Here is a 19,897-nt window from a genome sequence, read left to right as displayed (position 1 = left end):
GACCGGGAGGCGTCGGCTCAGTGGAGCCGGATCCAGGTCTGTCGGCTTCCTGCGGGGAAGCAGCCACCGGCAGCACTTGTCGTCGTGAGGGTCGCTTCGTTGGACACCACCTTCGTGAACACGGGAGAACACCCTGGGGTGTCCTGCGCGAAGGGGCGCACCTGCACGGACCCATTCGTGTTCACCGAGATCAGCCCGCGCTGGTCCGGATCAGTGGACCCGTCGCCGTCGTCGTCGATGACGTAGGTCAGGGATGCTCCGACGGGGCGCAGACCGACCGACAGCAGAGTTCCCGATTCCACGTGCAGCCATGACCCTTCGAGCGATCCGTTTGAGTCGACGACGAACGGGTCCGTGGCGGGGACGGCTGGCTCCTCTGCCTGAGGGCCGGCCGGTCGCGGAAGCACGCGTTGAAGGGGGAATCCGTCTGGATCCGGTTGGCAGCCCTCGGTCAGACTCGCAAACATCAGGACCCCGGGTGACAGCAGTCGGAAGCTGTCGGTGCCATCGCATCCGGCGATAGGTTCCGCACCGTCGAGCGTGAACTGGTCGCCCACCCGTCGGGTGATCCTGTCCTTTACGGTGTCGCCCCTCAGGTACCCGCCTGAGTTGTCCGTCACCCCGACCCGTCCATCTGCCCTGAACTCCCACAACCACTGGGAGTTCCCCTCGGCGCGCCACAGGCCGACGAGCCATGGTGGAACCGGCGGTTGCTCCTGGGTCGGGGCTCCCGCCGGCTGGGTGGGCCCCCGCTCCCTCTGCCCCAGGGCATATCCGCCCGCGACGAGTGCGACAGCCGCGGCCACGGCCGCGGCGACGCTCACGGTGATCCGTCGGCGCGGCACGGACACGATGCCGGCGCGCGGACGTCCCTCGATGGCCTCACGCAGTTCGGTCTCGAGGCGGGCGACGTCGGCGTCGGTGACGTCGATCGCGTCACCCTCGCCATGGAGGGCGTCGCGGAGCAGGTCCTCGATGGCGCTCATGGTGACACCTCCAACTGGTCGTGCAGCTTGGCGATCGCCCTGCTGGCGTGCTTCTTGACAGATCCGACGGTCACGTCGAGCAGGTCGGCGGTCTCGCGCTCGGTGAGGTCGAGGTAGTAGCGGCACACGATGACCTCGCGCTGTCGCTGCGGGAGGATCCGGACCTGGCTTGCGATGCGGTGGGAGGCTTCGTGCGCAAGGGCGTCACTGTCAGCCCCCGGCGACGAGACGAGATCGGGCCGGAGGGGTTCAACCGCGCGGATCGTGCGCGCACGACGTCGGTGCACCGACCGGCACCGGTTGACGACGGCGGCTCGGAGGTAGGCCCGGCTCGCCGAGTGGTCACGCACGGAGTTCCAGTGCCGATAGAGCGAGATGAAGGCGTCCTGAGTTGCCTCCTCGGCCGCCCCCCTGTCCCCCGTGAGCGCATATCCGAGGCGGATCAGGTCTGCACAGTGCGCCCGGAAGAGCACGGCGATGGCTTCGTCACGACCCACGTCGGCGACCGTGTCCGGCGCACCTGCCTCGGCCCTGCTCATCGATCGCAGAAGTGGACTCACACCAAGACAGTCGCACTGACCGCCCAAAAGGTTGACCGCTCACGAGAACTGGTCACCTCCTCACTCGGGCAGCTCACATGGTGTGCGGGACCAACCCGCCGAGCCCGATCATGGGAGCAGCGACCACCTTCTCTGGCGACGCGCGTCACTAACGTCGAACGGACCAGGGCGTCGACGGCGATTCCCGGAACTGGGAGACATGGTGCGCACCCACTGGCTGCTCCGCTGGACGACCGCGCTGGCGGTGGCCGCTGCGGCCACCCTGGGCGTCGTCACGGCACAGGGGGCGTCCGCTGCCACGCTCCAGCAGGTGACGTCGTTCGGCTCCAACCCCGGCGCCCTGACGATGTGGAGCTATCGCCCGGACAACGCAGCCAGTGGCGCTCCCCTGGTCGTCGCCCTGCACGGGTGCACCCAGGACGCGGCGGGCTACCTGAGCGGCTCGGGGTGGCGTGACCTCGCCGACCGCCGGGGCGTCACGGTCGTCCTACCCCAGCAGTCCACGACCAACAACTCGAGCCGGTGCTTCAACTGGTTCCAGTCGGCCGACGTCACCCGCGGGCAGGGTGAGGTCGCCTCGATCGCCAGCATGGTCCGGCATGCGATCTCGGCCTATGGGGCGAACCCGAGCCGGGTCTACGTCACCGGGCTCTCGGGGGGCGGCGCCATGACGGCCAGCATGCTCGCGGCATACCCGGATCTCTTTGCCGGTGGATCCGTCAACGCCGGGATCGCGCACGGGTGCGCGACGACTGTGGCACAGGCCTACTCGTGCATGAACCCGGGCGTGGACAAGACGCCGCGCGCGTGGGGTGACCTTGCCAGAGCGGGGTATGCCGCGTGGTCCGGACCGCGACCCAAGGTCGCCGTCTGGCACGGCCAGTCCGACACGACCGTGACCCCCATGAACGGGCGGGAGCTGCGTGACCAGTGGACCGACGTCGCCGGTGTGAGCCAGTCACCCACCGCCACGGGCACGTTGGCGTCGGGAGTGACCTGGACGGAGTACGGCGGAGGCGCTGTGCGACTCACCGAGATCGTCGGCATGGGCCACGGCACGCCGGTGGATCCCGGCAGCGGTCCGACCCAGTGCGGCACCGCGGGTGCCTACTTCATCGACACCGTCTGCGGCGCCCACCACGACGCCCAGTTCTTCGGGCTGCTCGGGTCGCCTCCGTCACCCACACCGACGACGTCGCCCACGGGGTCGGCGACTGCCACCCCGACACCCTCGCCCACGCCGACGGCGACCAGCACACCGACCTGTGTGACGTCCACGAACTATGCGCACGTCCAGGCAGGTCGGGCGAGGCACTCGGGCGGCTACGCACTGGCCCTCGGCTCGAACGACAACCTCGGCCTCTACAACACCTTCAACACGTCAGCGGTGCGCGAGACGACCCCGGGCTACTGGCAGAAGTGCTGACGTCAGAGTGAGATGAGGCCGTCGTCGCCCACGTGCGGGTTGTTGCCCGGCGAGACTCGCTCGCCCTCGGGCGGCGGACCCGGCGGCGTCCCGTCGCCGAACGGCCGCCCCCCGAGCGACTCCCGACCGTGGGCCGTCCCCCAGCCCGACAGGTCCGGTCCGGCGGGGACGACCCCGGTCGGGTTGATGTCGCGGTGGACCTCGTAGTAGTGGCTCTTGATCTGGACGAAGTCGGTGGTGTCACCGAAGCCGGGGGTCTGGAAGAGGTCACGGGCATAGGCCCACAGCACCGGCATCTCGGTGAGCTTGCTGCGGTTGCACTTGAAGTGGCCGTGGTAGACCGCGTCGAAGCGGGCCAGTGTGGTGAAGAGGCGGACGTCGGCCTCGGTGATCGTGTCGCCGACGAGGTAGCGCTGCGTGGCGAGGCGCTCCTCGAGCCAGTCGAGGGCGGTGAACAACCGTTCGTATGCCGCGTCGTAGGACTCCTGCGTGCCGGCGAACCCGCATCGGTAGACCCCGTTGTTGACCTCGGTGTAGACGCGCTTGTTGACCTCGTCGATCTCGGCCCGCAGGTGCTCGGGATAGAGCTGCGGCGCTCCCTCCCGGTGCAGCTCGGTCCACTCCCCCGAGAGGTCGAGGGTGATCTGCGGGAAGTCGTTGGTCACGACCTCGCCGCTGGGCACGTCGACGATGGCGGGCACGGTGATGCCCTTGGGGTAGTCCGGGAAGCGGGCGAGGTAGGCGTCCTTGATGCGGGGTATCCCCAGCACCGGGTCGAGCCCCTCGGGGTCGAGGTCGAAGGTCCAGGAGTCCGCGTCGTGCGTCGGTCCGCAGATGCCCATCGAGATCGCGCCCTCGAGACCGAGCAGTCGACGGACGATGATCGCCCGGTTGGCCCAGGGGCACGCGCGGGCGACGACGAGGCGGTAGCGACCCGGCTGGACCGGCCACTGCTCGCCGTCCCGGGTGATCCGGTCCTCGATGTAGTCGGTGTCGCGCTCGAACTCGGGCTCGACGTACTTCCCCTGGGTGGGCTCGGGCATGCTCAGCTCCTCCTCATCGAGCCGAGGCGGGCGAAGAGCACTGCCTCGGCGACACAGACCTTCTCGAACTCGCCGAGATGGAGTGACTCGTTGGCGCCGTGGGCGCGCGTGTCGGGGTCCTCGACACCGGTGACGAGGATGGCCGCGTCCGGGAAGCGCTCGGCAAAGGCCGCGACGAACGGGATCGAGCCGCCGACGCCGATGTCGACGGGCTCCTTGCCCCAGGCGTCCGCGAACGCAGCACGCGCCTGGTCATAGACCGGGCCGCTGGCGTCCGCGGCGAACCCCGCACCCTGGTCGTCGAGGGTGATCTCGACCTTGGCGCCCCAGGGTGCGTTCTCGAGCAGGTGCTTCTCGAGGGCGACGAACGCGTCGGTCGGCACCTCGTCGGCGGCGATGCGCATCGAGAGCTTCGCGGACGCGGTGGGGACGAGGGTGTTGGACGACTTCTCGACCGAGGGCGCGTTGATGCCGATGGTCGTGAGCGACGGCTTGGTCCACATGCGTGACAGGAGCGAGCCGGAGCCGATCGTCGACACCCCGTCGAGCAGGCCCGACTCCTCGCGCAGCCGCTCCTCGGAGAACTCGAGGTCGGCGGCCTCACCGGACCTGAGCCCGGTGACGGCCACGTTGCCCTCGTCGTCGTGGAGGGTGGCGATGAGGCGGACGAGCGCGGTGATGGCGTCGGGGACGGCCCCGCCGAACATGCCGGAGTGGACGCCGTGGTCGAGGGTCGTGACGGTCACGACGACGCGGATGAGCCCGCGCAGGGTCGTCGTGAGCGCAGGCGTGCCGATGTCCCAGTTCGTCGAGTCGGCAAGGACGATGGCGTCGGCCTCGAGCTTGTCGCCGTGGCGCTCGAGGATGGTCATGAGCGAGTCCGAACCGACCTCCTCCTCACCCTCGACGAAGACCGTGACACCGACGGGCAGCTGGCCGGCGTGGGCGCGCAGGGCGGCGATGTGCGCCATGATCCCCGCCTTGTCGTCTGCGGCCCCCCGGCCATAGAGACGACCGTCGCGCTCGGTCGGCTCGAACGGCGCGCTGTCCCAGTCGGCGTCGTCACCGGGCGGCTGCACGTCGTGGTGCGCGTAGAGCATGACGGTCGGGGCACCGTCCGGCCCGTCGATGTGGCCGATGACCGCGGGAGCGCCTCCCTCGCGCACGATCTCGACCTCGAGCCCTTCGGCCCGCAGGAGCGCCGCGGTCGCCTCGGCCGAGGCGTCCACATGACTCTGGTCGAAGGCCGGCAGCGAGACGCTCGGGATCCGCGTCAGCGCCTCGAGGTCGGTCCGCAGCCGCGGCATGAGGCCGCGCACGGTGTCGCGCAGCGCAGCGAGCTCAGCCGGGTCGCTCTGGTCGGTGGAGTCAGTCACCCTGCCGACCCTACCCACGGCCCCCGGTGACGTGCACGGAGGACTCAGCCCGGCGGCATACACTCGGGCCGTGTTCGGACGCAGCAGGACCACCAACGATGAGCTCGCGGAGCAGTCGGCGATCGCCCGCGAGGGCGCCAAGAACCGCCCCACGCCCAAGCGGCGCGACCAGGAGGCGGCTCGCAGGCAGCCCCTCGTCGTCAAGGACCGCAAGGCGGCCAGGGGCGTCGACCGGGCCAAGCGCCGCGAGCAGCTGGCCAAGCAGCGCCAGGCGATGCTCACCGGCGACGAGACGCACCTGCCGGCGCGCGACAAGGGTCCGGCCAAGCGCTTCATCCGCGACTACGTCGACGCGCGGTGGGGCGTGGCCGAGTTCATGCTCCCGGTGATGGTCATCGTGCTGGCGCTGTCGTTCGTGCGTCAGCCGTGGGCCATGCTCATCGTCTTCGCCCTCGTCTACGGGCTCATCGCCGCCGCGGTCGTCGACACGTTCCTCGCCTGGCGTCGGATCAAGAAGAAGCTCGTGGCCAAGCACGGCGAGAACGCCGTGCAGCGAGGCGACGGCTTCTATGCCGCGATGCGCGCGTTCCAGATGCGCCGCACCCGCATGCCCCGCCCGATCGTCAAGCGCGGCGACTACCCGAGCTAGACGGAGGCGTCGAGCGGCATCGGGCCGTAGATCTTCTCCCCGTCGCGGTGCAGCGTCACCGCCGCGACACCGGACTCGGCCAGCTCGCGCCACACCTCGCCGAACCAGTTCTCGGCGTCGGACTGCGTGGGGAACGCCGTCTCGGTGGTCGGCTCACCCGTCACGGCTGCTCCGGCGGCGTTCTCATAGGTCCAGGTCCAGGCCTCGGTCATGACACGTTCTCCTCTGGGGCTGTCTCGACGGTCGGCTCGAGCACGACCTCGGTGGTGAGTGAGTTGGCGATGAAGCAGCTCTCGTGGGCCTCGTGCATGAGCTCGTCGAACCGGCTCACATCACTGCCCGCGGCGACCAGCACCCTGGGGCGCAACGTGATCCGCGTGATGCGCATGGGCTTCACGTCCTCGGGCATGACGCCCACGGCGTCGTCGGTGTAGTCGAGCACGTCGAGCTTCGCGCTCGCGGCGACGTGGAGGAACGACAGCAGCTGGCACGAGCTGGCAGCGAGCACGAGGAGCTGCTCGGGGTTGGCCCGGGTCGCGTCACCGCGGAAGTGCGGGTCGGCGCTGAGGGCCAACGGCTCGGTCGCCGGCGGGACGCCTCCGTCGTGGTCACGCGGGTATGCCGTGTAGCCGCCACCCGTGGATCCCTCCCACGCGACCGTGGCCCGGTAGCTGTGCTCACCCATGCGCGTCGCCTCGGCTCTCGTCCGTCAGCTCTTGCGGACGCCGACCTCGACGAACGGTGGCTTGGTCACCGTCGCCGGGACCTCGCGGCCCCGCACGTCGACGACCACCTCGTCCCCGATGGCGACCGAACGCTCGAGCTGCGCCAGCGCAATGCCCTCCTTGCGAGTCGGGCTGAACGTCCCGGAGGTCACCTCGCCGACGACCTCTCCGTCCTTGAGGACGGTGCAGTGGGCACGAGGGATGCCACGACCGGTGACGACGAGACCGCGGCCCAGCCGTGAGGTCTTGGCGGCGCGCTGCTCAGCGAGCGCCTCCTTGCCCCAGAAGCTCTCCTTGTCCCAACCGACGGCCCACGCCGCTCCGGCCATGACGGGCGTGATCTCGGTGCTGAGGTCGTTGCCGTGCAACGGGTAGCCCATCTCGGTGCGCAGGGTGTCGCGCGCGCCGAGACCGGCCGGCATACCGGACTGGTCCGCGACGGCGGAGGCGAGCGCGTCCCAGAGCGAGCCGGCCGCGTCCCAGGCGGGCACGAGCTCGTAGCCGCGCTCCCCCGTGTAGCCCGTCCGGCAGACGATGACGGGCAGCCCCTGCCACTCCGTCTCGACGAACGACATGTAGTCGTGGTCGACCGGCAGCCCGAGCGAGGTGAGCACCTCGTCGCTCCTCGGACCCTGGACGGCGAAGACGGCATAGGCGTCGTGCAGGTTCTCGACGGTGATGCCCTCCGGGGCCGCGGCCCGCAGGAGCTCGACGACGGCGGTGGTGTTGGCGGCGTTGGGGATGAGGAAGACGTCGTCCTCACTGCGGACGTAGGCGATGAGGTCGTCGACGACTCCACCGTCGTCCTGGCAGCAGAGGGTGTACTGCGCCTGTCCCGGACCGATGCGGCGCAGGTCGTTGGTCAGGCACGAGTTGACGAAGTCGACGGCGCTGACCTCGCCGGCACGCCCGCTCACCCGGGCCTTGCCGAGGTGGCTGACGTCGAAGAGGCCGACCCGCTCGCGCACGGCCGTGTGCTCGGCGACGACGCCGCCACCCGGGTACTCGATCGGCATCTCCCAGCCGCCGAAGTCGGCGAGCTTGGCACCGAGCGCGACGTGCCGGTCATGGACGGGAGAGTGCAGCAGATCGGTCATGACGGCACGCTATCGCGACGCCTCCGTCACCGTCGCGGCTAGGGTGCGACGCACAGGGGCGATGATCTCGCCTGCCCGGATCGGCCGTAGGAGACACAGCGTGACAGCAGCGCCAACCCTCAACATCACCACCCGCGACGCCGGGGGCCTCAAGGTCGACGCTCTCGTCGTCGGCTCGGTCTCGAGCGACTCGGGGGCCACGCTCGCGTCGGGACACGGTCTGCCCGCGCCCGCCGCCAAGCACCTCGCGTCGGTGCTGGCCGACCTCGAGGCCAAGGGCAAGCCCGGCGAGACCGTGCGCGTCGTGGCCGTCCCCGGAGTCTCCGCGACGGCGGTCGTCATCACCGGCCTCGGCGCCGCTGCCGACCTCACCCCGGACGTGCTCCGTGCTGCCGCCGGCTCGGCGCTGCGCTCGGTCGCCACCAAGGCGAGCGTCGCCGTCGCCCTCCCGGCCACCGACGAGGCCGCGCTCGCGGCTGTCGCCGACGGTGCGTATGCCGGGTGCTACAGCTTCGATGCCGCCTCCACCAAGGTGTCGGTCGGGGCACAGGCCAAGGCCCGGAAGGCCCCTGCCGCGTCGGGCGGGCCCAAGATCACCGTCGTGTCCTCGCTCGGTCAGGGCAAGTCGGTCAAGGCGCTCCTCGAGCGTGCCGCCGTCATCGGCGCGGCCCGCGATCTCGCCCGCGACCTCGTCAACACCCCGCCGAACCTCCTCACCCCGCAGGCGTTCGTCGACCGGGTCAAGGCCGTCGTCGCTGCGTCCTCGGGCAAGGTCTCGATCTCCGTCCTCGACGAGAAGGCGCTCGCCAAGGGTGGCTTCGGCGGCATCGTCGGCGTCGGCCAGGGCTCGGTCAACCCCCCGCGCATCGTGACGATGACCTACTCCCCCAGCGGATCCCGCGGCTCGAAGGCCGGGTCGGTCGCGCTCGTGGGCAAGGGCATCACCTTCGACTCCGGCGGCCTGTGCATCAAGCCGGCGGGCAGCATGCTCACGATGAAGTCCGACATGGCCGGCGCCGCCGCCGTCGCCGCCACGGTCGTCGCCGCTGCCGAGCTGGGCGGTCCCGTGGCGGTCACCGGCTACCTCTGCCTCGCCGAGAACATGCCCAGCGGCACCGCGCAACGTCCCGGGGACGTCGTGACGATGCGCAACGGCACGACCGTCGAGATCATCGACACCGACGCCGAGGGGCGCATGGTCCTCGGTGACGGCATCTGCCTGGCCAGCGAGAGCGAGCCCGACGTCATCGTCGACATCGCCACGCTCACCGGTGCGCAGATGGTCGCGCTCGGCGCCCGCGTCGCCGGCGTCATGGGCAACGACGACGCCTTCCGCAGCCGGGTCGTCGACGCCGGTGGCGCCGAGGGCGAGGACTCGTGGGCGATGCCCCTGCCGCGCGAGCTGCGCGCCGGCCTGGACTCGGTCGTGGCCGACCTCCAGCACAAGGCCGACCGGTGGGGCGGCATGCTCACGGCCGGGCTCTTCCTCCAGGAGTTCGTCGGCGAGGGCATCCCCTGGGCCCACGTCGACATCGCCGGCCCGTCGTTCAACGAGAAGGGTGCCGACGGCGCCATCCCCAAGGGCGGCACCGGATACGGCGTCGCGACCCTGGTGAACCTGATCGAGAACCACACCGCCTGACCGACAGGACGAGAGAGGTCCCCGCCTGCGCCGAGCGCGGACGGGGACCTCTCTCGTTCCGGCCGGGTCAGCCGGACTTGCGGCGGAACATCTGGTCGCGCCCGGAGGTCTCCGGGCCGTGCCCGTGGTCGACCTTCCCGTGGTCGCTGCCGGCCGAGACATCGGCGCCGCCGTGGGCGTGCTTCTTGTCCAGGGCCTCGCGGAACTTCTTCTTCATGTCCTCGCTGGGCGTCGGACGGGAACTCTTCGACTCGGACACGGGTCCTCCTGGATCGGTGGTGCGGTCGCCCTCACTCTCCCACGACCCGCCGCAGGGCGGCCACAGGCTTTCCGTCATCCACGAGACACCGGGCCCTCGGGGGTGCGATCTTGGGCCCATGGTCGCGGGTGCCCGGTGGGATCGGCTGACGTGGGGGCCCCGGCGGCGCCGACGCCGGATGCTGCGCCTGCTGCGCGAGCTCGACCGGCAGGACGCCCTGGCGTCACCGCCCGCCTGGCGTGCACCACCAGACCTTGCGTATGCCGTGCCACCCCGCCCGCGTCGCCGCACAGCCGTCGCGGTGGTCCCGATCGTCGCCACCCTCGCCATCACGGGGGGCCTGCTGTGGGTCCGGGGTGTCGCCGACGAGCACATCGACCACGTCGCCAGCATCATCCCGATGTCCGACACGCGGCCACCCGTCGCGGCCGACGCCCAAGCCGGGCGCCTCGTCCCGGCGCCGCGCGCACCCAGCGGCTCCGGCGGCTTCGATCTCCTGTCCACGAACGCGGTCAGCGTCGCGGCCTACGACCCCTGCCGTCCCCTGCACCTCGTCGTCAACCACGAGGCCGCACCACCGAGCGCCGATGTCATCCTGCGGGACGCCATCGCCATGGTCGGGCCGGCCGCCGGGCTCCGGATCGTCCTCGACGGCGCCACCGACGAGCTGGCACAGAGCCGTCGGCCACCGACGGACGCGAGTCGCTACGGGAGCAGGTGGTCTCCGGCCCTCGTGGCCTGGACGACCCCCGAGCGGGTTCCCGTCCTCGACGGAGATGTCGCCGGGGTCGGAGGCAGCGTCGCGGTGACCGACAGCAGCGGTCACCTCCACAACGTCTCGGGGATCGTCCACCTCGACGGGCCGGCCCTCACGGAGCTCACCCGTCGCCGGGGTGGGCACGAGGTCGCCGTGGCCGTCGTCGCGCACGAGCTGGTTCACCTGCTCGGGCTGGCCCACACGCAGGAGTCCGGTCAGCTCATGAACGCCGAGAACAGTGGCCAGACCACGCTCGGCGACGGCGACCGGCGAGGCCTCGCACTGCTCGCCGACCGGCCCTGCGCCCGTGAGCTCTGACCCGATCGGTGAGGGTCAGCGACCGCGCTGCCGCGCGTTCCAGTCGCGCATCCGCTGCGGGTAGCCGGTCTGGTTGACGTCGTAGGTCGGGAGGTGCAGGTCGGTCGCGAGCCTGAACGCGTCCTCGCGCGACGGCACCGCGCGCCGCGTCCACTCGCCGTCGTGCGCGATCAGGATGACGGTCGTCGCGGTGACGTTGGTCGCGGGCTCGACGAACGCCTCCACCCCGCGGCGGCTTCGCGCGAACTCCTCGAAGTGCGTTCGCGCCCTGCGGACGTCGTCCTTCGAGGGCGCCGACGCACCCTGCGCGGGCGCCCCGCCCTTTCGTCGCCTGAACCACGCCATGGCGCCACGATACGGAAGAGCGCTGGAAGGTGGGTGTGAGTTCGCTCGGCGCGCCGACGGCATACGCAGAGGGCGCTTCTCCTGCTCGGACCTCGTGTGACGCCTGACACGGCGCAGTGACAGGATGTGCCGCACTGGCGCGGCGAGGGCGAGACCCGTTCGGCTCGTGCCTCACGGACCCGACCCGAGGGAGCAGCACGCATGCCGGCCACCGCCGAGGACACCTACGACGTCGTCATCCTGGGAGGCGGGAGCGGCGGATACGCCTGCGCCTTCCGCGCAGCCGAGCTCGGACTTCGTGTCGCGCTCGTCGAGAGGTCCAAGCTCGGCGGCACGTGCCTGCACGTCGGCTGCATCCCCACCAAGGCCCTCCTCCATGCCGCCGAGGTCGCCGACTCCGCCCGCGAGAGCGAGCAGTTCGGCGTGCGGGCGACTCTGGAGTCGATCGACATGGCCGGGGTCAACGCCTACAAGGACGGCGTGGTCGGCCGCCTGCACAAGGGGCTGCTGGGCCTGGCCAAGGCGCACCGGGTCGACATCGTCGAGGGCACCGGTCGGCTCGTCGACCGCACCACCGTCGAGGTCGACGGACGCCGCGTCACGGGACGCAACGTCGTGCTGGCCACGGGTTCGTATCCCAGGACGCTTCCCGGTCTCGAGATCGCCGGCCGCATCATGACCAGCGAGCAGGCCCTCCAGCTCGACTTCGTGCCGGACCGGGTCGTCGTCCTCGGGGGCGGTGTCATCGGGGTCGAGTTCGCCTCGGTCTTCCGGTCGTTCGGCTCCGAGGTCACCGTCGTCGAGGCGCTGCCCCGGCTCGTGGCCGCGGAGGACGAGGCCGTCTCCAAGGTGTTGGAGCGCACCTTCCGCAAGCGCAAGATCACCGTCAGGGCCGGCGTGAAGTTCGCTGGCGCGACGCAGGAGGGCGACGTCGTCACCGTCTCCCTCGAGGACGGCACCACCATCGACGCCGACCTGCTGCTCGTCGCCGTGGGACGCGGCCCCGTCACCGACGGCCTCGGTCTCGCCGAGGTGGGCGTCACGCTCGATCGTGGCTTCGTCACGACCGATGACCGCCTCCGTACCGGGGTCGACGGCGTGTATGCCGTGGGCGACATCGTCCCCGGGCTCCAGCTCGCGCACCGCGGCTTCCAGCAGGGCATCTTCGTCGCCGAGGAGATCGCCGGCCTCTCGCCGGCACCCATCGTGGAGACCCTCATCCCGCGCGTCACGTACAGCAACCCCGAGATCGCGTCGGTCGGCCTCACGGAGGCGCAGGCGCGCGAGGTGCACGGCGAGGTCGAGACGTACGAGTACAACCTCGGCGGCAACGGCAAGTCCCAGATCCTGCAGACCCAAGGGTTCGTCAAGCTCGTGCGCTCCAAGGACGGACCGGTCGTCGGTGTCCACATGGTCGGCGCGAGGATGGGCGAGCAGATCGGCGAGGCCCAGCTCATCGTCGGCTGGGAGGCGCACCCGGACGATGTCGCACCCCTCGTCCACGCACACCCCACGCAGAACGAGGCCCTCGGCGAAGCCCATCTGGCGCTCGCTGGCAAACCGCTGCATGCTCACAACTAGAGTTGACGACAAGCCACCGTCGATAGGAGAACTGACACCATGTCCGAACGTGTGACCATGCCCGCCCTCGGCGAGTCCGTGACCGAGGGCACCGTCACCCGGTGGCTCAAGAACGTCGGTGACCAGGTCGCGGTGGACGAGCCGCTGCTCGAGGTCTCCACCGACAAGGTCGACACCGAGATCCCCTCGCCGGTCGCCGGCACCCTGCAGGAGATCCTCGCCGAGGAGGACGAGACGGTCGCCGTCGGCGCCGACCTCGCCGTCATCAGTGACGGTCCCGCGGACGGTGGCGACGACGCCGCGCCCGCAGAGGAGCCCGCTGAGGCTCCCGCGGCAGAGGCCGCGCCCGCCGCCGAGGACAGCTCCGGCGACAGCAGCGACGGCGACGCCATCGACTCTCCCGACGATCGTGACGAGGTGGCTGCGGCCGGCGACGAGGGCGGCCAGGAACCGGCATCCCCCCACACCGAGGCACCCGCCGAGTCCGAGTCCGGCTCCTCCGACTCCGCATCTGCCGAGTCCGCCCCGGCAGCCCCGAGCGGCGGTGGCGGCGGTGGCGGTGGCACGACCGTGACCATGCCGGCCCTGGGTGAGTCCGTCACCGAGGGCACGATCACCCGCTGGCTCAAGGCCGAGGGCGACGAGGTCGCTGTCGACGAACCATTGCTCGAGGTCTCCACCGACAAGGTCGACACCGAGATCCCCTCACCCGTGGCAGGCACGCTGAGCAAGATCCTCGTCCAGGAGGACGAGACCGTCCCCGTGGGCGCCGACCTCGCCGTGGTCGGTGGCGACGCCGACGGCGCAGACGCCGCAGCCTCGGACAACACGGACACGTCACAGGCTGCGGCACCCGCGCAGCCCACTGCCGAGGAGGCAGCTCCCGAGCCGGAAGCCGCCAGCCCCGGCCAGTCCGCGGAGCCCGAGGCCACGCAGCCGGTTGAGCAGCCCAAGCAGCAGGAGCAGCCCAAGCAGGCGTCCGAAAAGCCTGCCGACACCGCCAGCGGCCAGCCCACGCAGGCCCAGAGCGTCGCACCCGACGAGCCGGCACCGTCCGAGGGCGAGGTGGCCCAGGCCACTGCTCCGGCGCCTAAGGCCGCTGGGTCCGACGAGGCGCAGGACGCGTCGGCCTATGTCACTCCCCTCGTGCGCAAGATCGCGAACGAGAACGGCATCGACCTCGCCTCCGTCAAGGGCACCGGCGTCGGTGGACGCATCCGCAAGCAGGACGTCCTTGCCGCCGCCGAGGCAGCCAAGGCTCCTGCCGAGACTCCCGAAGCGGCCCCGGCAGCGAGCGCGACGACCGCCGCGCCCGCGCCCTCCTCGACCGGCAAGTCCGCCGCCGTCGACACGAGCCTGCGAGGCACGACCCAGCCGATGACGCGACTGCGCAAGGTGATCGCCAAGCGGATGGTCGAGTCGCTGCAGACGTCGGCCCAGCTGACGACCGTCGTCGAGGTGGACGTCACCAAGATCGCGCGCCTGCGTGACCGCGCCAAGGGTGACTTCGCCCGCCGTGAGGGCACCAAGCTCAGCTTCCTGCCGTTCTTCACCCTCGCCGCCATCGAGGCCCTCAAGGTTCACCCCACCGTGAACGCGAGCATCGACGGCGACACGGTGATCTATCACGGCAGCGAGAACGTCGGCATGGCGGTGGACACCGACAAGGGCCTGCTCGTGCCGGTGGTCAAGAACGCCGGCGACCTCAACATCGCCGGCCTCTCCCGCAACATCGCCGACCTCGCGGAGCGCACGCGCACCAACAAGATCACGCCCGACGACCTCGCCGGCGGCACGTTCACCATCACCAACACCGGGTCCCGCGGCGCACTCTTCGACACGCCGATCATCAACCAGCCTCAGGTCGCCATCCTCGGCACCGGCGCTGTCGTCAAGCGGCCGGTCGTCGTCAGCGACTCCGACGGTGGCGAGACGATCGCGATCCGCTCGATGGTCTACCTCGCGCTCTCCTACGACCACCGGATCGTGGACGGCGCAGACGCCGCCCGCTTCCTCACCACGGTCAAGGAGCGACTCGAGGAAGGCGCCTTCGAGGCGGACCTGGGCCTCTGAGGCAGTTGACCCACATGACACAGCGCATCGCCGTCGCCGGCTCGTCGGGACTGATCGGTGGTGCGCTGTGTCGTTCGCTGCGTGAGCGGGGCGACGAGGTCATCCAGCTGGTGCGACGCCCTGCGCAGCAGGCGAGCGAGGTGCAGTGGGATCCCTCGACCCGTCACCTCGCACCCGAGGTGCTCGACGGAGTCGACGCAGTCGTCAACCTCGCGGGTGCCAGCATCGGTGCGCACCGGTGGACCCCCGACTTCAAGACCGAGCTCATCGCGTCGCGCACCGACGGAACCACCGCCCTGGCGACGGCCATCGCGGCGACAGGTAGGCCGATCCACCTCGTCAACGGGTCGGCGGTGGGCTACTACGGTGACCGCGGCGACGAGATCCTGACCGAGGAGAGCACTGCCGGGTCCGGCTTCCTCGTCGACCTCGTCCACGGGTGGGAGGGCGCGACCGAGCCCGCCCGCGCGGCCGGCGCGCCGGTCGCCCTCCTGCGCACCGGCATCGTCCTGGATGCGCAGGGCGATGCGATCAAGATCCTGCTCCGACTCACCAAGCTGGGGCTGGGCGGACCGTTGGGCAACGGGCAGCACTACTGGTCGTGGATCACGCTGGCCGACGAGGTGCGGGCGATCGAGCACGTCATCGACCAGCGGCTCGAGGGACCGGTCAACCTCACCGGCCCCGAGCCTGCGCGACAGCGTGACATCGTGGCCGAGATGGGCCGTCAGCTCCATCGCCCGACTCTGCTGCCGGCGCCCAGGCTCGCGCTGCGCGTCATCGTCGGCGAGATGGCCGGCGACATCGTCTCGAGCCAGCGCGCCCTGCCACAACGTCTGCAGGACAGCGGGTTCGTCCACGCCCAGGCCACCCTCCCCGACGCGGTCCGCTGGCTGCTCACCGCGGGCTCCTAGCCGGCCGAGCCCTCCCTACGCCACCCTGGCCAGGGCGAACCCACAGTCGACGCGTGAGTTTGCTGGTTGTCAGCGCGCGCCGGCTGCTCGCACGTCGTGAACGCGCCACCCGGCGTCGGTGCGGACGAGGTCGAGCAGCACCGGCGCGGCCGTGACAGCAGGTCGCGGCAGGTCGCCACCGCGACCCCGCACGACGTGAGCGCCGGTGTCGATGCGCGCCCTGACGGTCGCCACGCCGCCCGACTCCCCCACGAAGGCCGCCTCGCGAACGACGAAGGCCAGACCCACGTACCGCTGGTTCGCTCGCTGGACCCCGGCCAGGACCTCGGTGTCGCGTGCCAGCGCCTGGGAGCGCGGCGCATCGACCTCGACGAGTCTGGCGGCGATCCCGCTCGACCAGGCTGCCGCCCGCGCCTGCGCCAGAGAGCCCACGAGGGCGAGCGGCCGAGTGCGGGGGGCATCCGCCACCATGCGGACATCGGCCGTCCCGGAATCAGCAGACCACTCACTGCTCGACGTCGTGGTCGTCCCCGGTCCACTCGCTGCCGAGGCCCGGGCGTCCCCGCGACCGTCGCTCCACGCCAGCACCCCGAGGGCCACCGCGACGACAATCCCGACCACGACGACGAAAGGCACCAGCGTTCGGATGCCCCGCAGACACGCCGCCGTCCTCCTCGTGACGGTCGCGGTCTGGGGAAGGCCACGACGGGCGACGTCCCGGACGCGGCGATGAGCCGAGGCCGCCGCCGTTGCTGCTGAGGGGTCATCAGCCCCCACCCGGGCGGCCGCCCTGATCCGCCGGGTGAGCAGACTGACGTCGTCCTCACCCTGCACGAGCACGAGCGGCTCCGGGGCGGCGCTGTCGAAGATCGCCAACGCCAGGGCGTCGGCATCCGGGCGGTCCTCGGGGCGGGAGCGCAGAGCCCCCTCGACCGCGGTTGCCAGCTCGGCAGGGAGGCCGGCGACCCGGTCGCCGAGGCGTCCTCGCAGCACCGCCGGGCCCGGTGCCTCACCCGTCAGGCAGAACCACGCCAGCGCCCCGAGGGCATAGGTGTCGGAGGCGATCGTGGGCATCCCTCCCACGGCCACCTCCGGTGCGATGAAGCCCTCGGTGCCACGGACCTCAGCCGACTCGCGCCCGGTGATGCGCGCCACCCCCAGGTCGGCGAGGAAGGGGCGGCCCTCGAGATCCAGGAGCACGTTGCCGGGCGACACGTCACCGTGCACGACACCGAGGCCGTGCAGGCGGCCCAGCGTGGACGCGATCGGGCTGAGCACGGTGACGGCCTCACCCGGTGCGAGATGCCCACGGGCACGCACCGCCGCCCCGAGGGTGCCGCCCGCGAGGTGGTCGAGCACGATCGCGATGTCGCCCCCGGGCAGCGCCGTGGCTTCGTGCATCCGGACGAGGTGCGGCTCGCAGATCCGACCGAGCACGGCGAGCTCGACGAGGGCGTCCTCGGCGTCGATAGCCGAGACGACCTTGATCGCCACCGTCTCCCCGGCCGTGTTCGTCGCCGACCACAGGGCGCCGGACCCGCCCTGCCCGATCGGCTCGAGCACTTCGTACCCGGGCACGCTGGGAGCACGGTGGTCCACGATCCGGTGGCGTCCGGCATACCGGCCGTCAAGCGCCTTGTCCACGGTCTCCATCGGCTCATCGTTGCCCAGGGCGCCGAAGCCACCGCGAGGTTTTCCACAGGGCAGGGGCGTCCGTCCCGCTCGGCTAGGGTCGCGGGCATGCCTGCCGACCAGCCGACCATCCTCGCCACCTCGGGTGGCTACCGCCCCGCCAGCCGGACCTACCTCGAGTTCGACGCGCTCGTGCACCACGCCGTCGAGCTCTCCGGCGTCACAGGGCGGGCGCCGAAGGTCACGGTCGTGGGGACGGCGAGCGGTGACCAGCGGTTCTTCAACGACCATCTCCACCAGGCCGGTCGGGTTGCGGGCTTCGACATCTCGACCCTCGATCTCTTCCCGATGCCGAACCACGACGACGTGCCCGGGATGCTCCTCGAGCAGGACGTCGTCTGGGTCAACGGTGGTTCGGTCGCCAACCTCCTCGCGGTGTGGCAGGTCCACGAACTCGGTGCGCCGATGCGCGCCGCCTGGGAGGCCGGTGTCGTCCTGGCGGGTGTCTCGGCCGGGTCGATCTGCTGGTACGTCGGGGGCACGACCGACTCGTTCGGCCCGGAGCTGCGGGCCGTCACCAACGGGCTCTCCCTGCTCCCCTACGGCAACGGCGTGCACTACGACTCGGAGGCCCGCCGTCGGCCGCTCGTCCACGAGCTCGTTGCTGCCGGCACGCTGCCCACGACCCATTGCACCGACGACGGGGTGGGGCTCGTCTATCACGGTACCGAGCTCGTCGAGGCCGTCTCCGAGCGCGACGGGAAGGGTGCCTACATCGTCACCCGCGAAGGTGACGCGGCAGTCGAGGAGCGCCTCGAGCCGCGCCGCCTCGTCAACCCCTGAGGCGAGCCCTCAGCGGAAGCTTTCTGCGCTCTGCTGCACCCTGTTCCGATAGGTCTCCCAGTAGTCTGGGCCACCCTCGGGAAGGTTCGACGCGTCGACGCGCATGCCCAGCGCACCGTCGATGAGCTCACGGACGATGTCCAGCTGGCCCCCGTGCCGGTTGGTCTCCGCGACCAGGTGGACGAGGAGCCACTGCAGGGTGACGTCCGTGCCGTCAGGTCCCCACCACGACACGGTGCCGCCACTGTCGAGGTCCAGCTCGTCGATGACGGTGTCGGCGTGGGCCGTCACCCTCTTGTAGAGGTCGAGGATCGAGTCGCTGGACTCCTCCGCCGTGGCCCACATGTCCGCGTTGTCCTCGCCCGAGTCGGCCATCATCTCGGCGTACCACGGCGGCATGTCCGGCACGGGACGACCGAGGCTGTCGCCGAAGTAGCCAGCCTCGACCCCGGCAAGGTGCTTGACCACCCCGAGGGCGTTGGTGCCCGTCGGGGTCAGGGGGCGACGCAGGTCGTACTCGGACAACCCCTCGAGCTTCCAGAGGACGGCCTCGCGGGCCCGGCCCAGGTAGCGCTGCAGGACCGCCTTGTGGTCGTCGGTCATGTCAGGGGCTCCTCATCGGTGTGCCCGGGACGCAGCCCCGGAGTGATGACCTCGACGACCCGCTCGCCCTCGGCGCTCGCCCGGGCTGCGTCGATCACGGCCAGGGTGTGGATGGCATCACGCGGGTCGACCGGCATGGTCGCCTGGCGGTCCGGCGCGTCCAGCGCTGCCCCGACCGCACGGTAGAAGTCGACCTGGTCGGCGGGTGTGGTCGGCACCGCCTCGCGCTCCAGCGCCCGGAAGAGCCAACCGCAGTGGTCCGCGTCGGCGTCGGCCGTGTCCGGGAAGACGTTGGGCTCACCCTCGAAGTCGTTCTGGACGTATGCCGCGTCCCGACCCAGCAGTCGCACGCGCGGACCGGCCGCGCCGGCGACCGAGGTGGCGCCGAGGTGGCTGACCACCCCGGACGTGTGGCGGCACACGAGGAATGCGTCGTCCTCGGCAGGAGTCGTGTGCGACTCGACCGTGGCGAAGACGGTGAGGATCGGCCCGAAGAGCTGCACGGCGGAGTCGATGAGGTGTGCGTGGAGGTCGAGCAGGATGCCCCCTCCCTCGGTCGCAGAGGCGTTCTCGCGCCAGCGGTCCTTGGGCACCGGGCGCCACCGCTCCCAGCGAAGCTCGCACCGGAAGGGCTCTCCCGCAAGGCGATCCGCGACCACGGTGGCGAGCGTGGTGTGTGACGGGTCGTAGCGGCGGTTGTGGAAGACGGTGAGTGGCACACCGGCCTGCTCGGCAGCGTCGACCACGGTCAGGCAGTCGTCCGCGGTGACGGCGAGAGGCTTGTCGACGACGCAGGCGATGCCCGCCTCGATGACCTTGAGCGCGTGCTCGAGGTGGCTCCCGCTCGGCGTCGCCAGCACGATGACGTCGAGCCCTTCGACCGCCAGGAGCGCATCGAGGTCGTCCACGACCAGCGCGTCGGGGAAGTCGGCGTCGACCTCGGCCCGACGGTCCGGGTTCGACGTCGCCACGGCGGCGAGCTCGAGGCCTGCCTCCCGGATGAGCGGCGCGTGGATCCCACGCCCCGCCGATGCGTACCCGGCCAGTCCGACTCTCACCATGCGCAGA

General features: G+C 71.0%; 20 protein-coding genes. 8 read left to right on the top strand and 12 right to left on the bottom strand.

Features of this window, described 5'->3' with window-relative positions:
* Window positions 1–17: 17 nt before the first annotated feature.
* The gene (locus ACFQW8_RS15400; protein ID WP_380088911.1) at window positions 18–986 is read right to left on the bottom strand and encodes a hypothetical protein; all 969 of its coding nucleotides are present in this window, start codon (window positions 984–986) and stop codon (window positions 18–20) included.
* On the bottom strand, window positions 983–1,525 hold the full coding sequence (locus ACFQW8_RS15395) for an RNA polymerase sigma factor (protein WP_380088910.1): 543 nt from the start codon (window positions 1,523–1,525) through the stop codon (window positions 983–985). Before ACFQW8_RS15395 ends, ACFQW8_RS15400 begins: the two co-directional genes overlap by 4 nt.
* Window positions 1,526–1,745: 220 nt before the next feature.
* On the opposite strand from ACFQW8_RS15395, the gene ACFQW8_RS15390 reads away from it, so the two are divergent.
* Window positions 1,746–2,972, top strand: a complete 1,227-nt coding sequence (locus tag ACFQW8_RS15390) for an extracellular catalytic domain type 1 short-chain-length polyhydroxyalkanoate depolymerase (RefSeq protein WP_380088908.1) — start codon at window positions 1,746–1,748, stop codon at window positions 2,970–2,972.
* Window positions 2,973–2,974: 2 nt separating this feature from the next.
* Here ACFQW8_RS15390 and ACFQW8_RS15385 read toward each other — a convergent pair whose 3' ends face one another.
* Together ACFQW8_RS15385 and ACFQW8_RS15380 are read right to left on the bottom strand one after the other, a co-directional pair.
* A complete protein-coding gene (locus tag ACFQW8_RS15385; RefSeq protein WP_380088906.1) occupies window positions 2,975–4,015 on the bottom strand; it encodes a glutathione S-transferase family protein in 1,041 nt (346 codons plus the stop codon).
* Window positions 4,016–4,017: 2 nt separating this feature from the next.
* Window positions 4,018–5,391, bottom strand: a complete 1,374-nt coding sequence (locus ACFQW8_RS15380) for a dipeptidase (protein WP_380088904.1) — start codon at window positions 5,389–5,391, stop codon at window positions 4,018–4,020.
* A 70-nt stretch (window positions 5,392–5,461) separates the two neighbouring features.
* On the opposite strand from ACFQW8_RS15380, the gene ACFQW8_RS15375 reads away from it, so the two are divergent.
* The gene (locus tag ACFQW8_RS15375) at window positions 5,462–6,040 is read left to right on the top strand and encodes a DUF3043 domain-containing protein (RefSeq protein ID WP_380088903.1); all 579 of its coding nucleotides are present in this window, start codon (window positions 5,462–5,464) and stop codon (window positions 6,038–6,040) included.
* Here ACFQW8_RS15375 and ACFQW8_RS15370 read toward each other — a convergent pair.
* Genes ACFQW8_RS15370 through gcvT form a run of 3 tightly spaced genes read right to left on the bottom strand, consistent with a single transcriptional unit; the run spans window position 6,037 to window position 7,862 of the window.
* On the bottom strand, window positions 6,037–6,252 hold the full coding sequence (locus ACFQW8_RS15370; protein WP_380088902.1) for a hypothetical protein: 216 nt from the start codon (window positions 6,250–6,252) through the stop codon (window positions 6,037–6,039). The two genes, ACFQW8_RS15375 and ACFQW8_RS15370, sit on opposite strands and share 4 nt — an antisense overlap.
* Window positions 6,249–6,725: an OsmC family protein gene (locus tag ACFQW8_RS15365; RefSeq protein ID WP_380088901.1), complete on the bottom strand. Its 477-nt coding sequence runs from the start codon at window positions 6,723–6,725 to the stop codon at window positions 6,249–6,251. Before ACFQW8_RS15365 ends, ACFQW8_RS15370 begins: the two co-directional genes overlap by 4 nt.
* A 24-nt stretch (window positions 6,726–6,749) precedes the next feature.
* Window positions 6,750–7,862, bottom strand: coding sequence for a glycine cleavage system aminomethyltransferase GcvT (gcvT, locus tag ACFQW8_RS15360; protein ID WP_380088900.1), 1,113 nt, complete (start codon window positions 7,860–7,862; stop codon window positions 6,750–6,752).
* 61 nt (window positions 7,863–7,923) lie between these two features.
* On the opposite strand from gcvT, the gene ACFQW8_RS15355 reads away from it, so the two are divergent.
* Complete coding sequence (locus tag ACFQW8_RS15355) at window positions 7,924–9,504, top strand: leucyl aminopeptidase (protein WP_380089794.1); 1,581 nt, start codon at window positions 7,924–7,926, stop codon at window positions 9,502–9,504.
* 67 nt (window positions 9,505–9,571) lie between these two features.
* On the opposite strand, the gene ACFQW8_RS15350 is transcribed toward ACFQW8_RS15355, so the two are convergent.
* On the bottom strand, window positions 9,572–9,763 hold the full coding sequence (locus ACFQW8_RS15350) for a DUF5302 domain-containing protein (protein WP_380088898.1): 192 nt from the start codon (window positions 9,761–9,763) through the stop codon (window positions 9,572–9,574).
* Window positions 9,764–9,881: 118 nt separating this feature from the next.
* On the opposite strand from ACFQW8_RS15350, the gene ACFQW8_RS15345 reads away from it, so the two are divergent.
* Window positions 9,882–10,838, top strand: coding sequence for a hypothetical protein (locus ACFQW8_RS15345; protein ID WP_380088896.1), 957 nt, complete (start codon window positions 9,882–9,884; stop codon window positions 10,836–10,838).
* Between the two features lie 15 nt (window positions 10,839–10,853).
* Here the strand turns inward: ACFQW8_RS15345 and ACFQW8_RS15340 are convergent, their stop codons facing one another.
* Window positions 10,854–11,183 carry a hypothetical protein gene (locus tag ACFQW8_RS15340; protein WP_380088895.1) on the bottom strand — a complete coding sequence of 110 codons (330 nt, stop codon included), beginning with the start codon at window positions 11,181–11,183 and terminating at the stop codon, window positions 10,854–10,856.
* A gap of 201 nt (window positions 11,184–11,384) precedes the next feature.
* On the opposite strand from ACFQW8_RS15340, the gene lpdA reads away from it, so the two are divergent.
* From lpdA to ACFQW8_RS15325, 3 genes are read left to right on the top strand one after another with little or no spacing between them, the layout of a single operon-like run.
* Entirely contained in the window at window positions 11,385–12,764 is a 1,380-nt protein-coding gene (gene lpdA / locus ACFQW8_RS15335) for a dihydrolipoyl dehydrogenase (protein ID WP_380088893.1), read from the top strand.
* Between the two features lie 39 nt (window positions 12,765–12,803).
* Window positions 12,804–14,837, top strand: a complete 2,034-nt coding sequence (gene sucB, locus ACFQW8_RS15330; protein WP_380088891.1) for a 2-oxoglutarate dehydrogenase, E2 component, dihydrolipoamide succinyltransferase — start codon at window positions 12,804–12,806, stop codon at window positions 14,835–14,837.
* A 14-nt stretch (window positions 14,838–14,851) separates the two neighbouring features.
* On the top strand, window positions 14,852–15,751 hold the full coding sequence (locus ACFQW8_RS15325; RefSeq protein ID WP_380088890.1) for a TIGR01777 family oxidoreductase: 900 nt from the start codon (window positions 14,852–14,854) through the stop codon (window positions 15,749–15,751).
* A 69-nt stretch (window positions 15,752–15,820) separates the two neighbouring features.
* Here the strand turns inward: ACFQW8_RS15325 and ACFQW8_RS15320 are convergent, their stop codons facing one another.
* Window positions 15,821–17,404 carry a serine/threonine-protein kinase gene (locus ACFQW8_RS15320; protein ID WP_380088888.1) on the bottom strand — a complete coding sequence of 528 codons (1,584 nt, stop codon included), beginning with the start codon at window positions 17,402–17,404 and terminating at the stop codon, window positions 15,821–15,823.
* A gap of 87 nt (window positions 17,405–17,491) precedes the next feature.
* On the opposite strand from ACFQW8_RS15320, the gene ACFQW8_RS15315 reads away from it, so the two are divergent.
* Window positions 17,492–18,226: a Type 1 glutamine amidotransferase-like domain-containing protein gene (locus tag ACFQW8_RS15315; RefSeq protein WP_380088886.1), complete on the top strand. Its 735-nt coding sequence runs from the start codon at window positions 17,492–17,494 to the stop codon at window positions 18,224–18,226.
* A gap of 9 nt (window positions 18,227–18,235) precedes the next feature.
* On the opposite strand, the gene ACFQW8_RS15310 is transcribed toward ACFQW8_RS15315, so the two are convergent.
* Both ACFQW8_RS15310 and ACFQW8_RS15305 read right to left on the bottom strand, forming a co-directional pair.
* Window positions 18,236–18,829 carry a DinB family protein gene (locus ACFQW8_RS15310; protein WP_380088884.1) on the bottom strand — a complete coding sequence of 198 codons (594 nt, stop codon included), beginning with the start codon at window positions 18,827–18,829 and terminating at the stop codon, window positions 18,236–18,238.
* Window positions 18,826–19,890, bottom strand: a complete 1,065-nt coding sequence (locus ACFQW8_RS15305) for a Gfo/Idh/MocA family protein (protein WP_380088883.1) — start codon at window positions 19,888–19,890, stop codon at window positions 18,826–18,828. The genes ACFQW8_RS15310 and ACFQW8_RS15305 overlap by 4 nt, the downstream gene beginning before the upstream one ends.
* Between the last annotated feature and the right edge of the window lie 7 nt (window positions 19,891–19,897).

The organism is Knoellia altitudinis (assembly GCF_042666355.1).
In the GTDB taxonomy this organism is placed as follows: domain Bacteria; phylum Actinomycetota; class Actinomycetes; order Actinomycetales; family Dermatophilaceae; genus Knoellia; species Knoellia altitudinis.
The sequence above is the reverse complement of the archived record's forward strand: the minus strand, read 5'-3'. Positions and strand labels throughout refer to the sequence as shown.